This is a genomic window from Evtepia gabavorous (assembly GCF_003425665.1).
GTDB classification, from domain to species: domain Bacteria; phylum Bacillota; class Clostridia; order Oscillospirales; family Oscillospiraceae; genus Evtepia; species Evtepia gabavorous.
Genome location: NZ_QQRQ01000030.1, coordinates 1 through 16077, shown reverse-complemented (window position 1 = coordinate 16077; position 16077 = coordinate 1). Strand labels below are relative to the sequence as shown.

Annotated in this window: 16 protein-coding genes and 1 pseudogene; 11 read left to right on the top strand and 6 right to left on the bottom strand. The window is 62.2% G+C overall.

Translation table 11 applies throughout. From position 1 onward, the window contains the following. Positions 1-1272: pseudogene (locus DV520_RS12355) on the top strand (ABC transporter permease); the annotation flags it as partial. 59 nt (positions 1273-1331) lie between these two features. Here the strand turns inward: DV520_RS12355 and hcp are convergent. Continuing rightward, positions 1332-2960 carry a hydroxylamine reductase gene (hcp, locus tag DV520_RS11010; protein WP_117142844.1) on the bottom strand — a complete coding sequence of 543 codons (1629 nt, stop codon included), beginning with the start codon at positions 2958-2960 and terminating at the stop codon, positions 1332-1334. A gap of 277 nt (positions 2961-3237) precedes the next feature. Between hcp and DV520_RS11005 the strand changes: the two genes are divergently transcribed. Both DV520_RS11005 and DV520_RS11000 read left to right on the top strand, forming a co-directional pair. Then, a complete protein-coding gene (locus DV520_RS11005; protein WP_021919229.1) occupies positions 3238-4281 on the top strand; it encodes a threonine aldolase family protein in 1044 nt (347 codons plus the stop codon). Between the two features lie 33 nt (positions 4282-4314). After that, a complete protein-coding gene (locus DV520_RS11000) occupies positions 4315-5178 on the top strand; it encodes a fumarylacetoacetate hydrolase family protein (RefSeq protein ID WP_021919228.1) in 864 nt (287 codons plus the stop codon). Positions 5179-5225: 47 nt separating this feature from the next. Here DV520_RS11000 and DV520_RS10995 read toward each other — a convergent pair whose 3' ends face one another. The 3 genes from DV520_RS10995 to DV520_RS10985 form a co-directional block, all read right to left on the bottom strand. Next, complete coding sequence (locus DV520_RS10995) at positions 5226-5990, bottom strand: coiled-coil domain-containing protein (RefSeq protein WP_117142842.1); 765 nt, start codon at positions 5988-5990, stop codon at positions 5226-5228. An 88-nt stretch (positions 5991-6078) separates the two neighbouring features. After that, positions 6079-7428 carry an NADP-specific glutamate dehydrogenase gene (gene gdhA / locus DV520_RS10990; RefSeq protein WP_117142840.1) on the bottom strand — a complete coding sequence of 450 codons (1350 nt, stop codon included), beginning with the start codon at positions 7426-7428 and terminating at the stop codon, positions 6079-6081. Positions 7429-7727: 299 nt separating this feature from the next. Beyond that, complete coding sequence (locus DV520_RS10985) at positions 7728-8270, bottom strand: ECF transporter S component (RefSeq protein WP_021919225.1); 543 nt, start codon at positions 8268-8270, stop codon at positions 7728-7730. Positions 8271-8494: 224 nt separating this feature from the next. Here DV520_RS10985 and DV520_RS10980 point away from each other — a divergent pair, with 224 nt between their 5' ends. The 4 genes from DV520_RS10980 (at position 8495) to DV520_RS10965 (ending at position 12040) form a co-directional block, all read left to right on the top strand. Continuing rightward, entirely contained in the window at positions 8495-9958 is a 1464-nt protein-coding gene (locus tag DV520_RS10980; RefSeq protein ID WP_117142838.1) for an aminotransferase class I/II-fold pyridoxal phosphate-dependent enzyme, read from the top strand. Then, a complete protein-coding gene (locus DV520_RS10975) occupies positions 9955-10464 on the top strand; it encodes a hypothetical protein (protein ID WP_117142836.1) in 510 nt (169 codons plus the stop codon). The genes DV520_RS10980 and DV520_RS10975 overlap by 4 nt, the downstream gene beginning before the upstream one ends. 12 nt (positions 10465-10476) lie before the next feature. Next, positions 10477-11013, top strand: coding sequence for a flavodoxin family protein (locus DV520_RS10970; RefSeq protein WP_021919843.1), 537 nt, complete (start codon positions 10477-10479; stop codon positions 11011-11013). 205 nt (positions 11014-11218) lie between these two features. Beyond that, a complete protein-coding gene (locus tag DV520_RS10965) occupies positions 11219-12040 on the top strand; it encodes a hypothetical protein (protein WP_133308864.1) in 822 nt (273 codons plus the stop codon). Here the strand turns inward: DV520_RS10965 and DV520_RS10960 are convergent. Further along, positions 12037-12486 (bottom strand): hypothetical protein, encoded by a 450-nt coding sequence (locus tag DV520_RS10960; RefSeq protein ID WP_117142834.1) that lies wholly within the window; start codon positions 12484-12486, stop codon positions 12037-12039. The two genes, DV520_RS10965 and DV520_RS10960, sit on opposite strands and share 4 nt — an antisense overlap. Positions 12487-12528: 42 nt before the next feature. Then, positions 12529-13218 (bottom strand): DUF5714 domain-containing protein, encoded by a 690-nt coding sequence (locus DV520_RS10955; protein WP_117142832.1) that lies wholly within the window; start codon positions 13216-13218, stop codon positions 12529-12531. Between the two features lie 191 nt (positions 13219-13409). On the opposite strand from DV520_RS10955, the gene scfA reads away from it, so the two are divergent. The 4 genes from scfA (at position 13410) to DV520_RS10935 (ending at position 16021) form a co-directional block, all read left to right on the top strand. Then, positions 13410-13556 carry a six-cysteine ranthipeptide SCIFF gene (gene scfA, locus DV520_RS10950; protein WP_117142830.1) on the top strand — a complete coding sequence of 49 codons (147 nt, stop codon included), beginning with the start codon at positions 13410-13412 and terminating at the stop codon, positions 13554-13556. Positions 13557-13642: 86 nt separating this feature from the next. Next, positions 13643-15022 (top strand): thioether cross-link-forming SCIFF peptide maturase, encoded by a 1380-nt coding sequence (gene scfB, locus DV520_RS10945; RefSeq protein ID WP_117142828.1) that lies wholly within the window; start codon positions 13643-13645, stop codon positions 15020-15022. A gap of 14 nt (positions 15023-15036) precedes the next feature. After that, positions 15037-15240: a hypothetical protein gene (locus DV520_RS10940; RefSeq protein ID WP_021919838.1), complete on the top strand. Its 204-nt coding sequence runs from the start codon at positions 15037-15039 to the stop codon at positions 15238-15240. Positions 15241-15358: 118 nt separating this feature from the next. Beyond that, on the top strand, positions 15359-16021 hold the full coding sequence (locus DV520_RS10935; protein WP_021919837.1) for a SanA/YdcF family protein: 663 nt from the start codon (positions 15359-15361) through the stop codon (positions 16019-16021). Positions 16022-16077 lie beyond the last annotated feature (56 nt).

Below are 16077 nucleotides of genomic sequence, written 5' to 3'. Positions count from 1 at the left end.
GGGCTGCTGTTTGGCCTGGTGGGGGCGGGGTGTATCATCGCCTTTCTCTATGGCTTCTTTCTCAGCTTTGCCTCGGGGGTGCCCGCGTTTTTTGAAAAACATCCCGGAAGGAAGTACCGGGGCCAGACCCTGGTGATTTTCCGCACCCTCACCGCCAAGCTGGCCACCATGGGGGTGGTGATGGCCACCATCTCCCTGCTCTTTACCGCTACCCTCCTTTCAGAAGGGAGCGGCATGGTCTTCAGCGCCCTGTTCCAGAATCGGATGGAAAAGGTCTCTGCCTTTGACCTGTACATTGGCACTAAGGATCAGGCCCACCTGGCGGCGTATCAGGCGTACCTGAACCGGGCGGTCCCTGTGACCAGTGCCCGGCAGTACTCGATTTATCAGGGGGAGAACGCCCAGGTCACCACGTATTGCCTGGAGAAGGCGGACTATCACCAGTATTATGACGAGGATACCTTGCTGGGGCTGTCGGATTACAACGCTCTGCGGGCCATGAAGGGCTGGCCGGCGGTGACCCTGGCGCCGGGGACGTGTCTGTTCCACTGCCGGGACTACCTGGCCCAGGCATTGACGGACTATCATCAGCCCATCTCCGTGGCCGGACAGCGCCTGACCCCGGCGGAGGTCCAGACCGGGGAATTGAACCAGGACCTGTGGGATGCCAACGGCCACGGCTTTGTGATCGTGGTCCCGGACCGGCTGGCGGCGGCGCGGCCGGTGAGCCACAGTGTTCTGGCTGCCATGACGGAACAGCCGGTGACGGCGGAGCAGTTTGCCGCGTTATGTACCATCCGTGACGGTTACGAGGAAGCGGGGAAGGACTACGACACCCTTTACAGCAGGGCGGATCAGCGGGAGGAGTTTGCCGCCCTGTCCGCTATGACGGTCTTTCCCCTGTACTATCTGGCGTTGGTTTTGGCCATGACTGCGGCCACCATTCTCACCGTACAGCAGCTCAGCGAGACCGACCGTTACCGTCGGCAGTTTGAACTGCTGCGAAAACTGGGCATGGATGGAACGGAGATGGGGCGGGCGCTGAGGCGGCAGTTTGCCCTATACTATGCCATGCCTGTCCTGCCGGCAGGGATCATTGGGGTGGCCTTTGTCCGAAACCTGGGGGGTGCGGTGGAACCGGGGACCCTCACGGGGCTCTATTCCCCCGGGATGATCACAGCCGCCGCGCTGGGTCTGTTTTTCCTCCTCTACGGCATCTATATCCTGATGGCTTACACCAGCCTAAAGCGAACGGTTCTGCCTGAGCCGTGAGAAAAGACAAAGAATCCTGAACCCAACTGGGTTCAGGATTCTTTGTGTCAAAAGGCGCGTTACGCCCCAAAGAAGCGGGCCAGGTCCTCCTCCACGGTGCCGATGCCGGCGATACCAAAGGTGTCCACCAGCAGCTGGGCCACGCGGGGGCTGAGGAAAGCGGGAAGGGTGGGGCCCAGGTGGATGTTCTTCACCCCCAGGGAGAGCAGGGCCAGGAGCACAATGACCGCCTTCTGCTCATACCAAGCGATGTTGTAGACAATGGGCAGGTCGTTGAGGTCCGCCAGACCGAAGACCTCCTTCAGCTTCAGGGCGATGAGGGCCAGGGAGTAGGAATCATTGCACTGGCCGGCGTCCAAAACCCGAGGAATGCCGCCAATGTCGCCCAGGTCCAGCTTGTTGTATTTGTACTTGGCGCAGCCGGCGGTGAGAATGACGGTGTCCTGGGGCAGGGCCTTGGCGAAGTCGGTGTAGTAGCTCCGGCGCTTGGCCCGGCCGTCACAGCCGGCCATGACCACAAATTTCCGAATGGCGCCCCTCTGGACCGCTGCCACAATTTGATCGGCCAGGGCCAGCACCTGATGGTGGGCAAAGCCTGTCACCAGTTCTCCCTGCTCCAGGGCCTTGGGGGGCGGGCAGGTTTTGGCCTGGGCGATGAGGGGGGAGAAGTCTTTCTCCTGGCCAATGTCCCCGGGGATGTGCCGGCACCCCGGCCAGCCGGCGGCCCCGGTGGTGTACAGGCGGTCCTTGTAGCTGTCCTTGGGGGGGACAATGCAGTTGGTGGTCATAAGGATGGGGCCCTGGAAGGCCTCGAATTCCTCCTTTTGCTGCCACCAGGCGTTGCCGTAGTTGCCGATGAAGTTGGGGTATTTGCGAAAAGCGGGATAGGCGTGGGCCGGGAGCATTTCTGAATGGGTGTAGACGTCCACCCCGGTGCCCTGGGTCTGTTCCAGGAGCATCTCCAGGTCCCGCAGGTCATGGCCGGAGACCAGAATGCCGGGGCGGGTTCCCACCCCCAGGGACACTTTGGTGATCTCCGGGTGGCCGTAGGCGGTGGTGTTGGCCCGGTCCAGCAGCGCCATGCCGGTCACGCCGTACTGTCCTGTCTCCAGGGCCAGGGCTACCAGCTCCTCCTGGGTGAGCCGGTGGTCCAGGGTGGCGGCCAGCGCCCGCTGGAGGAAGGCGTCCAGATCAGGGTCCTCCTGCCCCAGGGCGTTGGCGTGCTTGGTGTAGGCGGCCAGTCCTTTCAGGCCGTAGGTGATCAACTCCCGCAGGCTGCGGACGTCCTCATCCTGGGTGGACAGAACCCCTACCCTGGCGGCCTTGTCGGCAAAGACAGCCTGAGGCCCGGTCCAGTGAGCTGCCTCGGGAAGGCAGGAGGGGTCCTGGACCTGGGCAAGCAGGACGGCCTTCCGGTCCAGGGTATCCTGCACACGGGCGCGGAGGGCGGGGCCGTCAAAGTTGGCGTTGGTGATGGTAAGAAATAAGTTCAGGGTGACCCAGTGGTTGGTCTCCGGGTCCACCGGGGTACCCTCCGCCCGCAGCTGGGTGGTCACGGCGGACATCCCTTTGGTGACGTAGACCAGCAGGTCCTGCAGGGCGGCCACCTCCGGCTGTTTTCCGCAGACCCCCACCCGGGTGCAGCCGGCGGTCTCCTGACATTGATAGCAAAACATGTTGGATTCCATGAAAAACCTCCTTGCCTCGGGCCAGCGGCGAGGTACGGCGCCCTGGGGCCCGAATATGGTACCCATAGTATAGCGGAGGCGGAAGGAAGTGTATGTTGGAAAACCAACAAAAGAGAGGCGGACTGGGGGAATTCCGACAAAATAAGAGGGGAATTCCCCAGGGCTGTCGGTTGACCTTTGGCCGGCAAGCACGTATAATGGAGCAAAACGCCAGGAAACATGGTCCGAAAAGCGGGGGAGTTTGCCCGCCGCTTCCATGGGGACAGGAGGGATTGGTATGATTCGATTGGAATGTGATTACGCCGAGGGCGCCCACGAGCGGGTCCTGCGGCGGCTGTTTGAGACCAACTTGGAGCAGACCCCTGGCTATGGGGAGGACCTCTACTGTGCCCGGGCCCGGGAATATATTCAGCAGCTGTGCCAGCGGGAGGGGATTGACGTTCACTTCCTGGTGGGGGGGACCCAGACCAACACCACTGTGATCGCCGCCGCGCTGCGGCCCCATCAGGGGGTGATCGCGGCCACCAGCGGGCACATTAATGTCCACGAAACCGGGGCCATCGAGGCCACCGGGCACAAGGTGCTGGCGGTGCCCAGCGCCGACGGCAAGCTCACAGGACGGGAGGTCCGCCGGGTCTATGAGAGCCACTGGCAGGATGCCACTCGGGAGCACATGGTGCAGCCGGGGATGGTCTATCTCTCCCAGCCCACGGAGAATGGGACGCTGTACAGCCTGGCGGAGCTGACGGACCTGTGGGAGACCTGCCAGGACTGCGGCCTCTTCCTCTTTGTGGATGGGGCCCGGCTGGGGTACGGCCTTATGAGTGAGGCCTGTGACATGACCCTGCCCGACCTGGCCCGCCGGTGCGATGGGTTTTCCATTGGGGGCACCAAGCAGGGCCTTCTCTTTGGGGAGGCGCTGGTTTTGAGCCACCCCGCCCTCCGGCGGGATTTCCGGTACCACATCAAGCAGCACGGCGGCCTGCTGGCCAAGGGTCGGCTGCTGGGGGTGCAGTTCTGTGCCATTCTGGAGGACGGACTTTACTTTGAACTGGCCCGCCATGCCGACCGGCTGGCCATGGAGCTGCGCCGGGCCTTTGAGACCCGGGGCTATGAGATGCTCTTTGACTCCTACACCAATCAGCAGTATCCCATTTTGCCCGATGGGCTTTTGGCCCAACTGGAGGAGGAATTTGCCCTTACGGTTTGGAGCAAGGTGGACGGTGGCCACACGGCGGTGCGGGTCTGCACCAGCTGGGCCACGGAACCCCAGGCGGTCCAGGCGCTGATCCGGGCGCTGGACCGATGGGAAGAGACATAACCGCCCCACGAAAGAAAAAGGAGGCAGATGCCGATGAAACTATACACCATTGCCTGGCAGAACCGCCCGCTGGTCTGTCTGGAGAACCGCCCGGGCCGGCTGACGCCGCTGCCCTATGAGACCATGAACCACCTGCTGGCAGACCGGCCGGACCACCGGGCGGGGGTGCTGGAGAAGGCGGGCAAGGGCTCGGGCGAGTTTGCCCTGGCGGAGGTCCAGGTGCTCGCCCCCATTCCCCATCCCCGGCAGGATGTGATCTGCCTGGGGATGAACTATCAGAAGCACAAGACGGAGGCCGAGCGGTTTGACGCCGCGGCCTTCACCCGGGAAAAGGCCCAGGCGGTCTACTTTTCCAAACGGGCCACCCACTGCCCCGGCCCCGGCGCCCCCATCCCCGGCCACTTTGACCTGGTGGACAGCTTGGATTATGAGACGGAGCTGGCGGTGATCTTGGGAAGGGATGCAAAAAACGTCACGGAGGCAGAGGCCTTTGACTATGTGTTCGGCTATACCATTGTCAACGACGTGTCGGCCCGGAATCTCCAGACCGGCCATAAGCAGTGGTATTTCGGCAAGGGCCTGGACGGCTTTACGCCCATGGGACCCTGTATCGTGACGAAGGAGGCCTTTCCCCAGCCCCCGGCCCAGGCCATCCGCACCTGGGTCAATGGACAGCTGCGCCAGGAGGCGGTCACCGATCAGCTGATTTTTTCCATCCCCCACATTCTCCGGGAGCTCTCCCAGGGGATGACCCTACAGGCAGGCACCATCATCGCCACCGGGACCCCGGCTGGGGTGGGGATGGGCTTTGATCCGCCCCGGTTCCTGCGGGCGGGGGATGTGGTCCGCTGTGAGATTGAGGGCATTGGTGTTTTGGAAAACACTGTGGAAGGATAACAGAAACCAAACCGCCAGCGGCCTTGCGCCGCTGGCGGTTTCATTGGTCAGTCAGGAAACGCTTCTTCCACAGGGGAGGGGAACAAATCCTGGGCCAGCAGGTCGTCCAGTGTCTGCTCCAGTTGGGTCTGTCTCTCCTCCATCCCCGTCAGGAGGGCGGTGAGATTTTGGTCCAATTTCTGCTGCTGCTGCACGGTCAGATCGGCCGCGTCCTGCAGAAGGGCAAGGGTGGAGGGGGTGCGAAACTGTTCCACGCGCTCGGCCAGACGGAGGGTTTGCCGGGCCGCGTCCAGGACGGCACGGCACTGGGCGCACAGATCGGTGAGACGTTGGAACCAATCTTCCCCCTGGGCAAGGGCCTCTTCCAGGATACGTAGCTGGCGGCTTTGGGGCAGGTCAGCGGCTTGGAGGGTTGTGGCCCGGGCCTGCCGGGCGGCGGCAAAGGCGCTGTCACAGCCGGCCAGCGGTTCCAGGGAACGCTCAGTCTGGGCCAGATCGACCTGGGCCTGGGCCAGGTCCCAGGATGCCTGTTGGTCGTCGGCCCGGGCCTTTCGAAGGGTCTGCCGGGCTTCATCCAGCCGTTTTGCTTTGTCCCCGGCGATGGTGTAGAGAAGGCCCATGGGCCCCTTGGATTCCAGGGTGGCCACCTCCTGTTCCGCGGCTTGCCTGGCCTTCCGGCAGGCTTCCGCCTGGACGGAGAGGACCTGGCACCGGTCTGTCAGGGCAGCCCGCTGGGTCTCCAGCTGCTTTTTCCGGGCCGCTTGGGCCCGCAGCTGCCGGAAAGCAAGAAGGTCATCGTTTTGGTATGCCATAATGGGTTCCTTTCCCGATGGGCTGGAGCGGAAAAAAGGGACCCGTCCAGAGGGCGGGTCCCTTTCGAGAGAACATAGCGGGGTGAAATTAGAAGATGCCCTGCTCCATCATAGCCTCAGCAACCTTCTTGAAGCCAGCGATGTTAGCACCGGCAACCAGGTTGTAGCCCAGGCCATACTCCTCAGCAGCCTCAGCAGAGACTCTGTGGATGGTCTCCATCATCTTCTTCAGCTGGCCATCGACTTCCTCAACGGTCCAGGACAGACGCTCGGAGTTCTGGGACATCTCCATAGCGGAAACGCCAACGCCGCCGGCGTTAACAGCCTTGGAAGGAGCAACGATCAGGTGCTTCTGGCCCATCAGGAAAGCCAGAGCGTCGTTGGTGGTGGGCATGTTAGCGACCTCGATGTAGTACTTGGCGCCGCACTCAGCGATCTTCTTGGCCTGCTCCATGTTGACGTCGTTCTGCATGGCGGAGGGCATGATGATGTCAGCCTTGACACCCCAGGGCTTCTCGCCGGGGAAGAACTGCACGCCGAACTTGTCAGCATAATCTTTTACCACGTTGCGGCCGGAAGCACGCATCTCCAGCAGGTACTCCACCTTCTCGTCGGTGGACACACCGTCGGGATCGTAGACATAGCCGTCGGGGCCGGACAGGGTGATGACCTTGGCGCCCAGCTCCTTGGCCTTCTTGCAGATGCCCCAGGTCACGTTGCCGAAGCCAGCAGCGGCAATGGTCTTGCCCTTGATGTCCTCGCCCTCGTGCTTGAGCACTTCCACCAGATAGTAGACAGCGCCGAAGCCGGTGGCCTCGGGACGGGCCAGGGAGCCGCCATAGGACAGGCCCTTGCCGGTCAGAACGCCGTTCTCGAAGGTGCCCTTCAGGCGGCGATACTGGCCATACAGGTAGCCGATCTCACGGCCGCCCACGCCCATGTCGCCGGCGGGAACGTCAACGTCGGGCCCGATGTAACGATACAGAGCGGTCATGAAGCTCTGGCAGAAACGCATGATCTCTGCGTCGGACTTGCCGGCGGGATCGAAGTCAGCGCCGCCCTTGCCGCCGCCGATGGGCAGACCGGTCAGGGAGTTCTTGAAGATCTGCTCGAAGCCCAGGAACTTGATGATGCCGGGATACACGTTGGGCTGGAAGCGCAGGCCGCCCTTATAGGGGCCAAGAGCACCATTGAACTGGCAGCGATAGCCGATGTTGGTGTGGGTCTTGCCGGCGTCGTCGGTCCACACAACACGGAAGGTGAACATACGCTCGGGCTCAACCATACGGCCCAGCAGGTCAACAGCCTCGTACTCGGGGTGTGCGGAGACAACGGGGTCCAGAGAGCTCAGGACTTCTTCAACGGTCTGCACGAACTCGGGCTCACTGCCGTGCTTTTTCTTAACGGTTTCAATAACGCTTTCGATATAAGCATTCATGATGTTTTGGCTCCTTCGTTGATAATTTATTTTTACCTGGCGACTCCAGGCGAAAATACAAGGATACTTGCAATTTGGAAGAATCACCTCAAAACTTCCCATTTGCAAATGAAAGTATAGCACGTCACTCCTCTAAATGCAACAATTATTTTGAAAAATTTCCGATAAAATTTGCGGCATCCCACAAATTTCTCAACCCTGGTTCGGGATGAAAGTCCAAGGAAAGGAAATTGCAAAAAGACGCCGAAATTGCATCGGCGTCTTTGCATTTGAGGTACAGAATGGGGGAAAGGCTGCAATTATTTCCGCAAGATGGTGTGGCAGGCGGCCAGGCGGAGGGGCTCAATGACCACCAGGGTGATGATGGCGGCGGCCCCCACCTGAATCAAATTGCCCGGGATGGAGGTGAGGGGCACCACCCAGTTTTGATAGATCACGGCCTCGGCCAGGTAGTATCCGCCGATCTTGATGGCGCAGGCCAGCAGCAGGGCCAGCAGATAGAAGGGGAAGGACTTTTTCTTCTCGGTGACCGCCCCCACCACAAAGCCCATGCAGCCGACAATCACCAGGGTGAAGGGGGCCCACAGGGTCCAGCCGGAGAGCAGATCAAACAGCGCCATGCCGATGCCCCCGGCGATCATGCCGGTGCGCTTGCCAAAGAGAATGGCGGCCACGAAGAGGGGGACGTTCCCCAGATGGATGAGCCCGCCATTGGGGGCGAAGGGTAAGCGAATGTTCACCACGGCGGTGAACACATAGACCAGCACCAGGCAGATGGCGGTGATGGCAAGGGATTTCACAGAGACGGCGGTGCCGCGCTGGGCGGCGGTTTTTGTGGTCATGGGGAAGGGCCTCCTTTTCTGGGCTGGTTTTCTGACGTGGTCCCAGGATACCATGGACCTGGCCTGGTTCAAATCCCCAAAATAGAAGTTTTTTATAAGGCCAGGTGCGGCGGTACCAGGAAAGGGCCCAGGCCAGATCTCCCTTGCCGGTTGTCATCTGGCCTGCTTTCTGGTATCATACCTTATATTATTTTGATCCATTCCTTTGCAAAGGAGGCCTTTTTATGGCAGAAGAAGCAGGACGCGCTCTGTGGGAGCGCCTGGAGGCCCATCATAAGGCGGGGTACCTCTCCCTCCACATGCCGGGGCACAAGGAGAACGCCGCGCTGGCCCCCTACCTGGCCCGGCTGGGGGCCGAGCTGGACATCACGGAACTGCCGGAGTTTGACGACCTCCACGACCCCTCCGGCGTGCTGGCCCAGGGGATGGACCGGGCGGCCAAGCTCTGGGGGAGCCGGAAGAGCTATTTCCAGGTCAACGGCAGCACAGGCGGGCTGCTGGCGGCCATCCGGGCGGCCACCCGCCGGGGGGACCAGGTTCTGGTGGCCCGCCACTGCCACAAGGCTGTCTACCACGCCATTGAGCTTTGCGGCCTGGACCCGGTGTTCCTGCTGCCCCCGGTGGAGGAGACCTTCGGCCTGGCCGGCTCCCTCTCCCCGGAGCAGGTGGCCCAGGCGCTGGAGGACCACCCGGGGGTGAAGCTGGTGGTCTATCCCAGCCCCACCTATGACGGGGTGGTCAGCGACACGGCGGGGATCTGCGCGACGGCCCATGCCAAGGGGGTTCCGGTTCTGGTGGACGAGGCCCACGGGGCCCACCTGGGGTTCCACCCGGCCTTTCCCCCCGGCGCCATGGCCCAGGGGGCGGACTTGGCGGTGGCCAGTCTGCACAAAATGCTCCCCAGCCTGACCCAGACCGCCCTTCTCCACGCCGGCGGCAAGCTGGTTCCCCTGCCTCAGGTGGCCCGTCAGACGGGAATTTTTCAGTCCAGCAGTCCCTCCTATCTGCTCATGGCCTCCATGGACGGGTGTGTCCGGCTGCTGGAGGAGAAGGGAGAGGCCCTGTTTGCCGCCTGGCACCGGCGGCTGACGGAATTTGACCAGGGCATCCAGGGCCTGCGGCACCTGCGGGTGCTGGGCCATGGCCGGGAGGCGGGGGCGCACTATCCCGGCATCTTCGCCCTGGACCCGGCCAAGATTCTGATCTCCACCCAGGGGACCGGTCTGACCGGGGTGGCGCTGCGGGACCTTCTGCGCCGGGAATACCGGATCGAGGTGGAGATGGCCCTGGACCACTATGTCCTGGCCATGACCGGCTTGGGCACCGACGACGCCATGCCGGCCCGCCTGGCCCAGGCCCTGCTGGCCATTGACGAAACCTGTGCCTCCAGCGAGGAGACCCCTTCCGTTTTGGCGGTGCCCGGTGCGCTGCCCCCCCGCCGGTGTTCCTTGGAGGAGGCCGCCCAAGCCCCGGGGGGACTGAGCTTCCTCTACGACGCCATGGGGAAGGTGTGCGGGGAGTACATCTGGGCCTATCCCCCGGGGATTCCCCTCATCGCCCCCGGGGAGGAAATTACCCCTCCCCTGGTGGAGACGGTGGAGGGACTCTACCGGGCGGGGGTCCGCCTGATCGGCACCCGGGGTAAGCCGCCCTTCACCACCTTTGCCCTGGGGGACCAGGACGGGTGAGCCAAGGGAGGGCGTTCCCGGCGGGGAGCCGGTTTCTTCTGGGCCGGCAGGCCCTGCTGATTCTGGACGGCTGCCTGTGGATGCTGGCCGGGGCGGCGGTGGTCTGGCTGGGACTTCGGGCCTACGGGACGCTGCCCCGGGTGGGGTGGGTCCGGCCCCTGCTGACCTTCTTGCTCTTCCAGGGACTGGACGGGCCCTTCCTGGCGGTCACCTGGAAGGAGACCCGGCGGATTCGAGGAAGCGCCCAGCCTGCCCGGCGGCCCATTTGGCAGGCGCTGGCGGGAAAGTCCTGGCTGGTGCTGGCCGGGTCCGTGGGCGGGAGCCTGTGGCTGTGGCGGTCCGGCTGGGTGCCGGCGGAGGCCGCAGCGGTGATCTGCACGGCCCTGGGCGGCGCCCTGGCCCTGGCGGGGGTCCTGTTCTGGGTGGCCCTGGTGCGGGCCCGGCGGCGGGCGGCCCGGGGGGAGGAGCACGTCCCTGATGGCAGCCCAAGGAGTGAAACAGAGTAAGGAGGAATACAAATGAAGATTGTCATGATAACAGGAAGCCCCCACCGGCACGGCACCTCGGCCCTGCTGGCGGATGCGTTTATCCAGGGGGCCCAGGAGGCTGGCCATACGGTGTTCCGCTTTGACGCGGCCTTCCAGGAGCTCCATCCCTGCCGGGCCTGTGAGCGATGTCACAACACCGACAAGGGCTGCATCTACAAGGACGGTATGGAGGAACTCAACCCCCATCTGCTGGAGGCCGACCTGGTGGCCTTTGCCTCTCCGATTTATTACTATGACTGGAGCGCCCAGCTGAAGCTGGCCATCGACCGGTTCTACGCCAACAGCACGGCCCTGCGTACCCCCAAAAAGGCTGTCCTGCTGCTGACCATGGAGGACGACACCATGGAGTCCGCCGCCGGCGCGGTCCTCTCCTTCCAGGGCATGACCAATTACCTGGGCTGGGAGCGGGTGGGGGTGATTTCCGCCCTCTCCTGTGGGGACTTGGCGGCCATGGAGCGCACCGATTATCCCCAACAGGCCTATGAATTGGGGAAAAACTTACGATAAAAACCAGTGGGCCGCCCGGAGAGCACCGGGCGGCCCATTTTTGTCCTGGAAGGAAATCCCTTGCGCGCCAAGGACTTTCCCAATGGTCGAGTGGAGAAACGGGGGAAAAGGGTTGACGAATTGGTCCGGTTCCTGTATGATTTTTGTATGCCTGTATGAGGTCAACAATACAAAAAACCCAAGCAAGAAAGGAATGGAAACGGACATGAGCGAGAGAAAACAAGCGCCTGAGACCCCCTGGTATCTCCGGCCCTTTGGGCCCTTGGTGTCTCTGGCGCTGCTGTGTGTGGTGTGGGGAGTCTACGGAAAGGCCCGGCTGTCCGGGCGCCGGACCCGGGCCCAGCGGGCCTGGCAGGTGGTGAGCCAGGGCTGCGTATACGATTTGGGGCGGGACCTGACCCGGCACAACTGCTTCCGGTACTGCAACCGGGGCAGCCTGTCTTCGGCCTATTTTGCCCAGGCTACGGCGGCGCTGTCCGACGGCTATATTTACCTGGCGCTGACCCACTCCAACAGTCCCGCCGGAGAGGTAATCGGGCTGTTTACCGGCCGGGCCTACAACCACATCTCCCTGGCCTTTGACCGGGCGCTGAAAACATTGGTGAGCTACAACGGCGGCGAGGGCGGGGAGGCCCCCGGCCTGAACCCGGAGACCCTCAAGGGGCTGGCCGAGCGGAAGGGGGCCTCGGTGCGGGTGTACCGCCTGGCGGCCACCCGCCATCAAAAACAGATCATGCTCAAGCGGCTGCGGAAAATCAACCAGGAGGGCAGCGCCTATAATCTGCTGGGCCTTCTCTTTCCCATGTCCTGCCAGCCCAATATTATGTTCTGCTCGCAGTTTGTCTACGCCATGCTGCGCCTGGCGGGGCTGCACTATTTTCGAAAGAACCCCTTGCAGGTGCGCCCCACAGACTTTGTGGAGTGGGACCGCCGGGGGAGGCTGGCCTTTGTGGCGGAGTTTACCTTTGACGGAGTTTGCCTGCACTGCCAGGATAGCATCCCCCAGATGAGGCCCACTGCGGGCTAACGGGAGGGGGCCATGACGCTGGAGAAGGATTCCTCCAGCCAGGTCAGGGGAAAGGCGGTCTCCCGGGAAAAATAGCGGGTGCCATTGAGGTCCACCGCAGCGCCGTACCCCTCCGCCTGGGCGGCGGGGTGCAGTGTCAGCATACAGGTTTGCCCATCCTTCAAATGGAGGGTAATTCCGTAGGTCCATCCTTCCCACTGGTTGGGCACTGCGGCATCCGGAGAGAACCGGTGAAGGTGATCCATCACATCCTGGATGACCCGCTGTGCCTTGTCCAGATGCCGGGCGCCAGTGGTCCCGTTTTGGAATTCGACGCACGCCACTTGCTCTGTGCGATAGGGAAACAGGCTTTTCTCTGTACCAAGGGTCAGTGCCTGTGCCGCCAGGACCACCAGCCATAGGGCCAGGCAGAGAAGAAAGCCAAAAAGAATGCGTTTTGCTGGCATAAAGTACCCCTCCTCTTGGGCTGAATAGAATGCGGTTACCCGTTAGGAACCAGGCGAAAACGGGCAGACTTTGCCCAGGCATTGATTGTTCTGCCCAGCGTAGGCGCACCGGATTGCGGGCACGGGCATAGAGAGGTGAAACCGTTCTTCGACAAATGCCGCTGCAGCCAGAAGCGATAGGTAGGAATTTCGTTTGCAGCATCGAGGTCCTCCGATGGTTCCAATGGCATCCAGGGCACGAGCGGTCATCTGGTTGGAAAGGCCGAGGGGCTCTTTGCTGAGCGGGGTGGCGTTTGAGAGAATGGAGAGAGACATTCCTGTGCTGATTCCAGCACCGCAGGCCCCCCAGAAACCGCAGACGCCGCCGGGGACGTGCTGCCCGCGGCGCTGAAGCTCTACCAGCGCCGGCGCCAAGTCGATCTCACCGCCAGCGTTTCGGTAGGCGGTGAGCAGGCTGGCGCCAACCAGGATGTGGTGCTCTGGGCCGTGCATATGACAAAAGGGCTGGGCCATCAGATGGTCCAAAATCTCAACCGGGTTTGCGGAGGTGGTTTCCAGGCAAAGGGTGAGGACCTGGTCAATCCCTTTGGTATGGCACTGGTTGCAAATGAAATGCCCTTTAATACAGCGGGTTTTGCTCCGCTCTTTTTTGTGGCAGAGCGCGCATTCCATTTTTCTGCCGCGGGTAAGATATTCCAGCGGCGCGCCGCAGAGCAGGCACTCTTCCTTCATGACCATTGTCTCCTCTCCGTTCTATTTTAAGAAAGATAAGGTAATTATCATTATAGCATGTCCAAATGGTTCTCACAAGCCGGCCAGGGAAATCAAAGGGGTACCCATTGACATCCCTGGGAAAGTACATTATAATAACCCTGATTTATGACGTAACCCCCCGAAACGGGGGAGGAAAGGAGCGGTTTCTTATGAAGAGAATCCAGACCCTGGAGACCCGGGACCTGGCCAAGAGCCTGAAGACCGGCGGCTGCGGCGAATGCCAGACCTCCTGCCAGTCTGCCTGCAAGACCTCCTGCGGCCTTGCCAACCAGCAGTGCGAGAATACCAATCGCTGAGAACGCTGACACACGAGGAAAGCTGCCGCCTGATCGGGCCCGATCAAGCGGCACTTTTTTCATTCGACGGAAGTGAGAAAACAGATATGATCCATCAATACAAGCTCAATGGCTACAACATTGTCCTGGATGTTTACAGCGGCTCGGTTCATCTGGTGGACGAGGTGGCCTATGACATCATTGCCCTCTATGAGACCACCCCCCAGGAGGAGATTGTGGCCCAGATGCTGGCCAAGTACGGCCACCGGGACGACGTGGATGAGGGGGAGATTTTAGACTGCCTGGCGGACATCCAGGCCCTGAAGCAGGCGGGCAAGCTCTTCTCCCAAGACCTGTGGAAGGACGTGGAGCAGGAGGCCTTCCAACACACCAAGCCCGTGCTCAAGGCCATGTGCCTGCACGTGGCCCACACCTGCAACCTCAACTGCGACTACTGCTTTGCCAGCCAGGGGAACTACCACGGGGACCGGGGGCTGATGCCCTTTGCCGTGGGCAAGCAGGCCCTGGACTTTCTCATTGCCAGCTCGGGTAGCCGGGTGAACCTGGAGGTGGACTTCTTCGGGGGCGAGCCCCTGATGAACTGGCAGGTGGTCAAGGACCTGGTGGCCTATGCCCGGACCCAGGAGCCCATCCACCACAAGAAGTTCCGCTTCACCCTCACCACCAACGGCATGCTGCTGGACGACGAGGTGACAGCGTTCTGCAACCGGGAGATGCACAACGTGGTCCTCAGCCTGGACGGCCGGAAGGAGGTCCACGACCGGCTGCGGAAGAACCTGGCCGGGGTGGGGAGCTATGACATCATCGTCCCCAAGTTCCAGCGGTTTGTCCAGCAGCGGGGAGACCAGAGTTACTATATGCGGGGAACCTTCACCCATGACAATGTGGACTTTACCAACGACATTTTCCACATGGCCGATCTGGGCTTTACCGAGCTGAGCATGGAGCCGGTGGTGAGCCCGCCGGGCGAACCCTGGGCCCTCACCCAGGAGGACCTGCCCAAACTCTTCCAGCAATATGAGCTCCTGGCCCAGGAGATGCTAAAACGGGAGCGGGAGGGCCGGCCCATCACCTTCTACCACTACATGCTGGACCTGGAGGGGGGGCCCTGCCTGCACAAGCGCATGTCGGGCTGCGGCTCGGGCACGGAGTATCTGGCGGTGACCCCCTGGGGGGAGCTCTTCCCCTGCCACCAGTTTGTCAACGACCCCGCCTACTCCATGGGGGATGTATGGAAGGGGATCACCAACCCCCAGCTGGGAGAGAAATTCCACCGATGTAACGTGGTGGCCAACCCCGACTGCCGGGACTGCTGGGCCCGGCTCTACTGCGCCGGCGGCTGCGCGGCCAACGCCTACCACGCCAGCGGGGACATCAACGGGACCTATACCTACGGATGCGAGCTGTTCAAAAAACGGATTGAGTGCGCCATTATGATGAAAGCGGCCCAAGGAAACGGGCAGTAAGGAGGAGAGGCAACATGGAACAGAAGAAAGTGACCTACACCGGTGTGGACACCGAGGACGTGACCGAACAGTTGGAGCAGGGCAACGCGAAGCTGGCGGAGAAAGGCTGGCGGGAATACCGGGTGGATATGCTCAGTTCTTCCGCGGTCCGGGTGACCTATGTCCGGGGAGAGCTGGAAGAGGATGAGGAGCTCCCCCTGGACGGAGAGGAAGAATAAGCCCCTGCGGAGGGTTCCCTCCGCGCCAGAGAAAGGAGGCCGCTATGGTCATCGGACTGATCGTCGGCATTGTGTTTATCGCGGGGGTGCTCTACTTCCAGCACCGGAATAAAGACCAATGAGCCGGGGAAAGAAATGGATTCTGCGGGGCCTGGCCGTGCTGGGAATCCTGTGTGCCTTGGGGGCGGCCCTGGTCTTTGGGCTCAGCGGCTACGTGGTTCTCTCCACCCGGCAGCAGTTTCGCACCCTGGAGGATACCCCGCCGGAGGCGGTGGACTGCATCCTGGTGCTGGGCTGCGGCGTCTATGCCGACGGAACCCCCACCCCCATGCTGTCTGACCGCCTCACCCGGGGGGTGGAGCTCTACCAGGCCGGCTGGGCGGACAAGCTGCTCATGTCCGGGGACAACCGCAGCCAGGATTACAACGAGCTGGCCACCATGCACCGGGTGGCCCTGGAAAAGGGCGTTCCCCAGGCGGACGTGGTCCTGGACTACGCGGGGCTGTCCACCTATGACAGCCTCTACCGGGCCCGGGACATCTTTGGGGTAAAAAAGGTGGTCATTGTTACCCAGGAGTATCACATGTACCGGGCCCTCTACCTGGCCCGGGCCCTGGGCCTGGAGGCCTGGGGCGTGGCTGCCGACGGGCAGAACTACCGGGGGCAGACCATGCGGGACCTCCGGGAGATCCTGGCCCGGGACAAGGATGTCCTCTGGGCCATCTTCCAGCCGGAGCCCACCTACTTAGGCGACCCGGAACCCCTGACGGGCACACCATAACAGAAACACGCGGGCCCCCGCCGCACTGCGGCAGGGGCCGTTTTTTACCAATGGGA

Coding starts and splice junctions, on each gene's coding strand:
- DV520_RS10955 (WP_117142832.1), bottom strand. CDS start 13,218: ATGAAGGAAGAGTGCCTGCTCTGCGGCGCGCCGCTGGAATATCTTACC.
- scfA (WP_117142830.1), top strand. CDS start 13,410: ATGAAGAGAATCCAGACCCTGGAGACCCGGGACCTGGCCAAGAGCCTG.
- DV520_RS10935 (WP_021919837.1), top strand. CDS start 15,359: ATGAGCCGGGGAAAGAAATGGATTCTGCGGGGCCTGGCCGTGCTGGGA.
- DV520_RS11000 (WP_021919228.1), top strand. CDS start 4,315: ATGAAACTATACACCATTGCCTGGCAGAACCGCCCGCTGGTCTGTCTG.
- DV520_RS10995 (WP_117142842.1), bottom strand. CDS start 5,990: ATGGCATACCAAAACGATGACCTTCTTGCTTTCCGGCAGCTGCGGGCC.
- scfB (WP_117142828.1), top strand. CDS start 13,643: ATGATCCATCAATACAAGCTCAATGGCTACAACATTGTCCTGGATGTT.
- DV520_RS10970 (WP_021919843.1), top strand. CDS start 10,477: ATGAAGATTGTCATGATAACAGGAAGCCCCCACCGGCACGGCACCTCG.
- DV520_RS10960 (WP_117142834.1), bottom strand. CDS start 12,486: ATGCCAGCAAAACGCATTCTTTTTGGCTTTCTTCTCTGCCTGGCCCTA.
- DV520_RS10985 (WP_021919225.1), bottom strand. CDS start 8,270: ATGACCACAAAAACCGCCGCCCAGCGCGGCACCGCCGTCTCTGTGAAA.
- hcp (WP_117142844.1), bottom strand. CDS start 2,960: ATGGAATCCAACATGTTTTGCTATCAATGTCAGGAGACCGCCGGCTGC.
- gdhA (WP_117142840.1), bottom strand. CDS start 7,428: ATGAATGCTTATATCGAAAGCGTTATTGAAACCGTTAAGAAAAAGCAC.
- DV520_RS10965 (WP_133308864.1), top strand. CDS start 11,219: ATGAGCGAGAGAAAACAAGCGCCTGAGACCCCCTGGTATCTCCGGCCC.
- DV520_RS11005 (WP_021919229.1), top strand. CDS start 3,238: ATGATTCGATTGGAATGTGATTACGCCGAGGGCGCCCACGAGCGGGTC.
- DV520_RS10940 (WP_021919838.1), top strand. CDS start 15,037: ATGGAACAGAAGAAAGTGACCTACACCGGTGTGGACACCGAGGACGTG.
- DV520_RS10980 (WP_117142838.1), top strand. CDS start 8,495: ATGGCAGAAGAAGCAGGACGCGCTCTGTGGGAGCGCCTGGAGGCCCAT.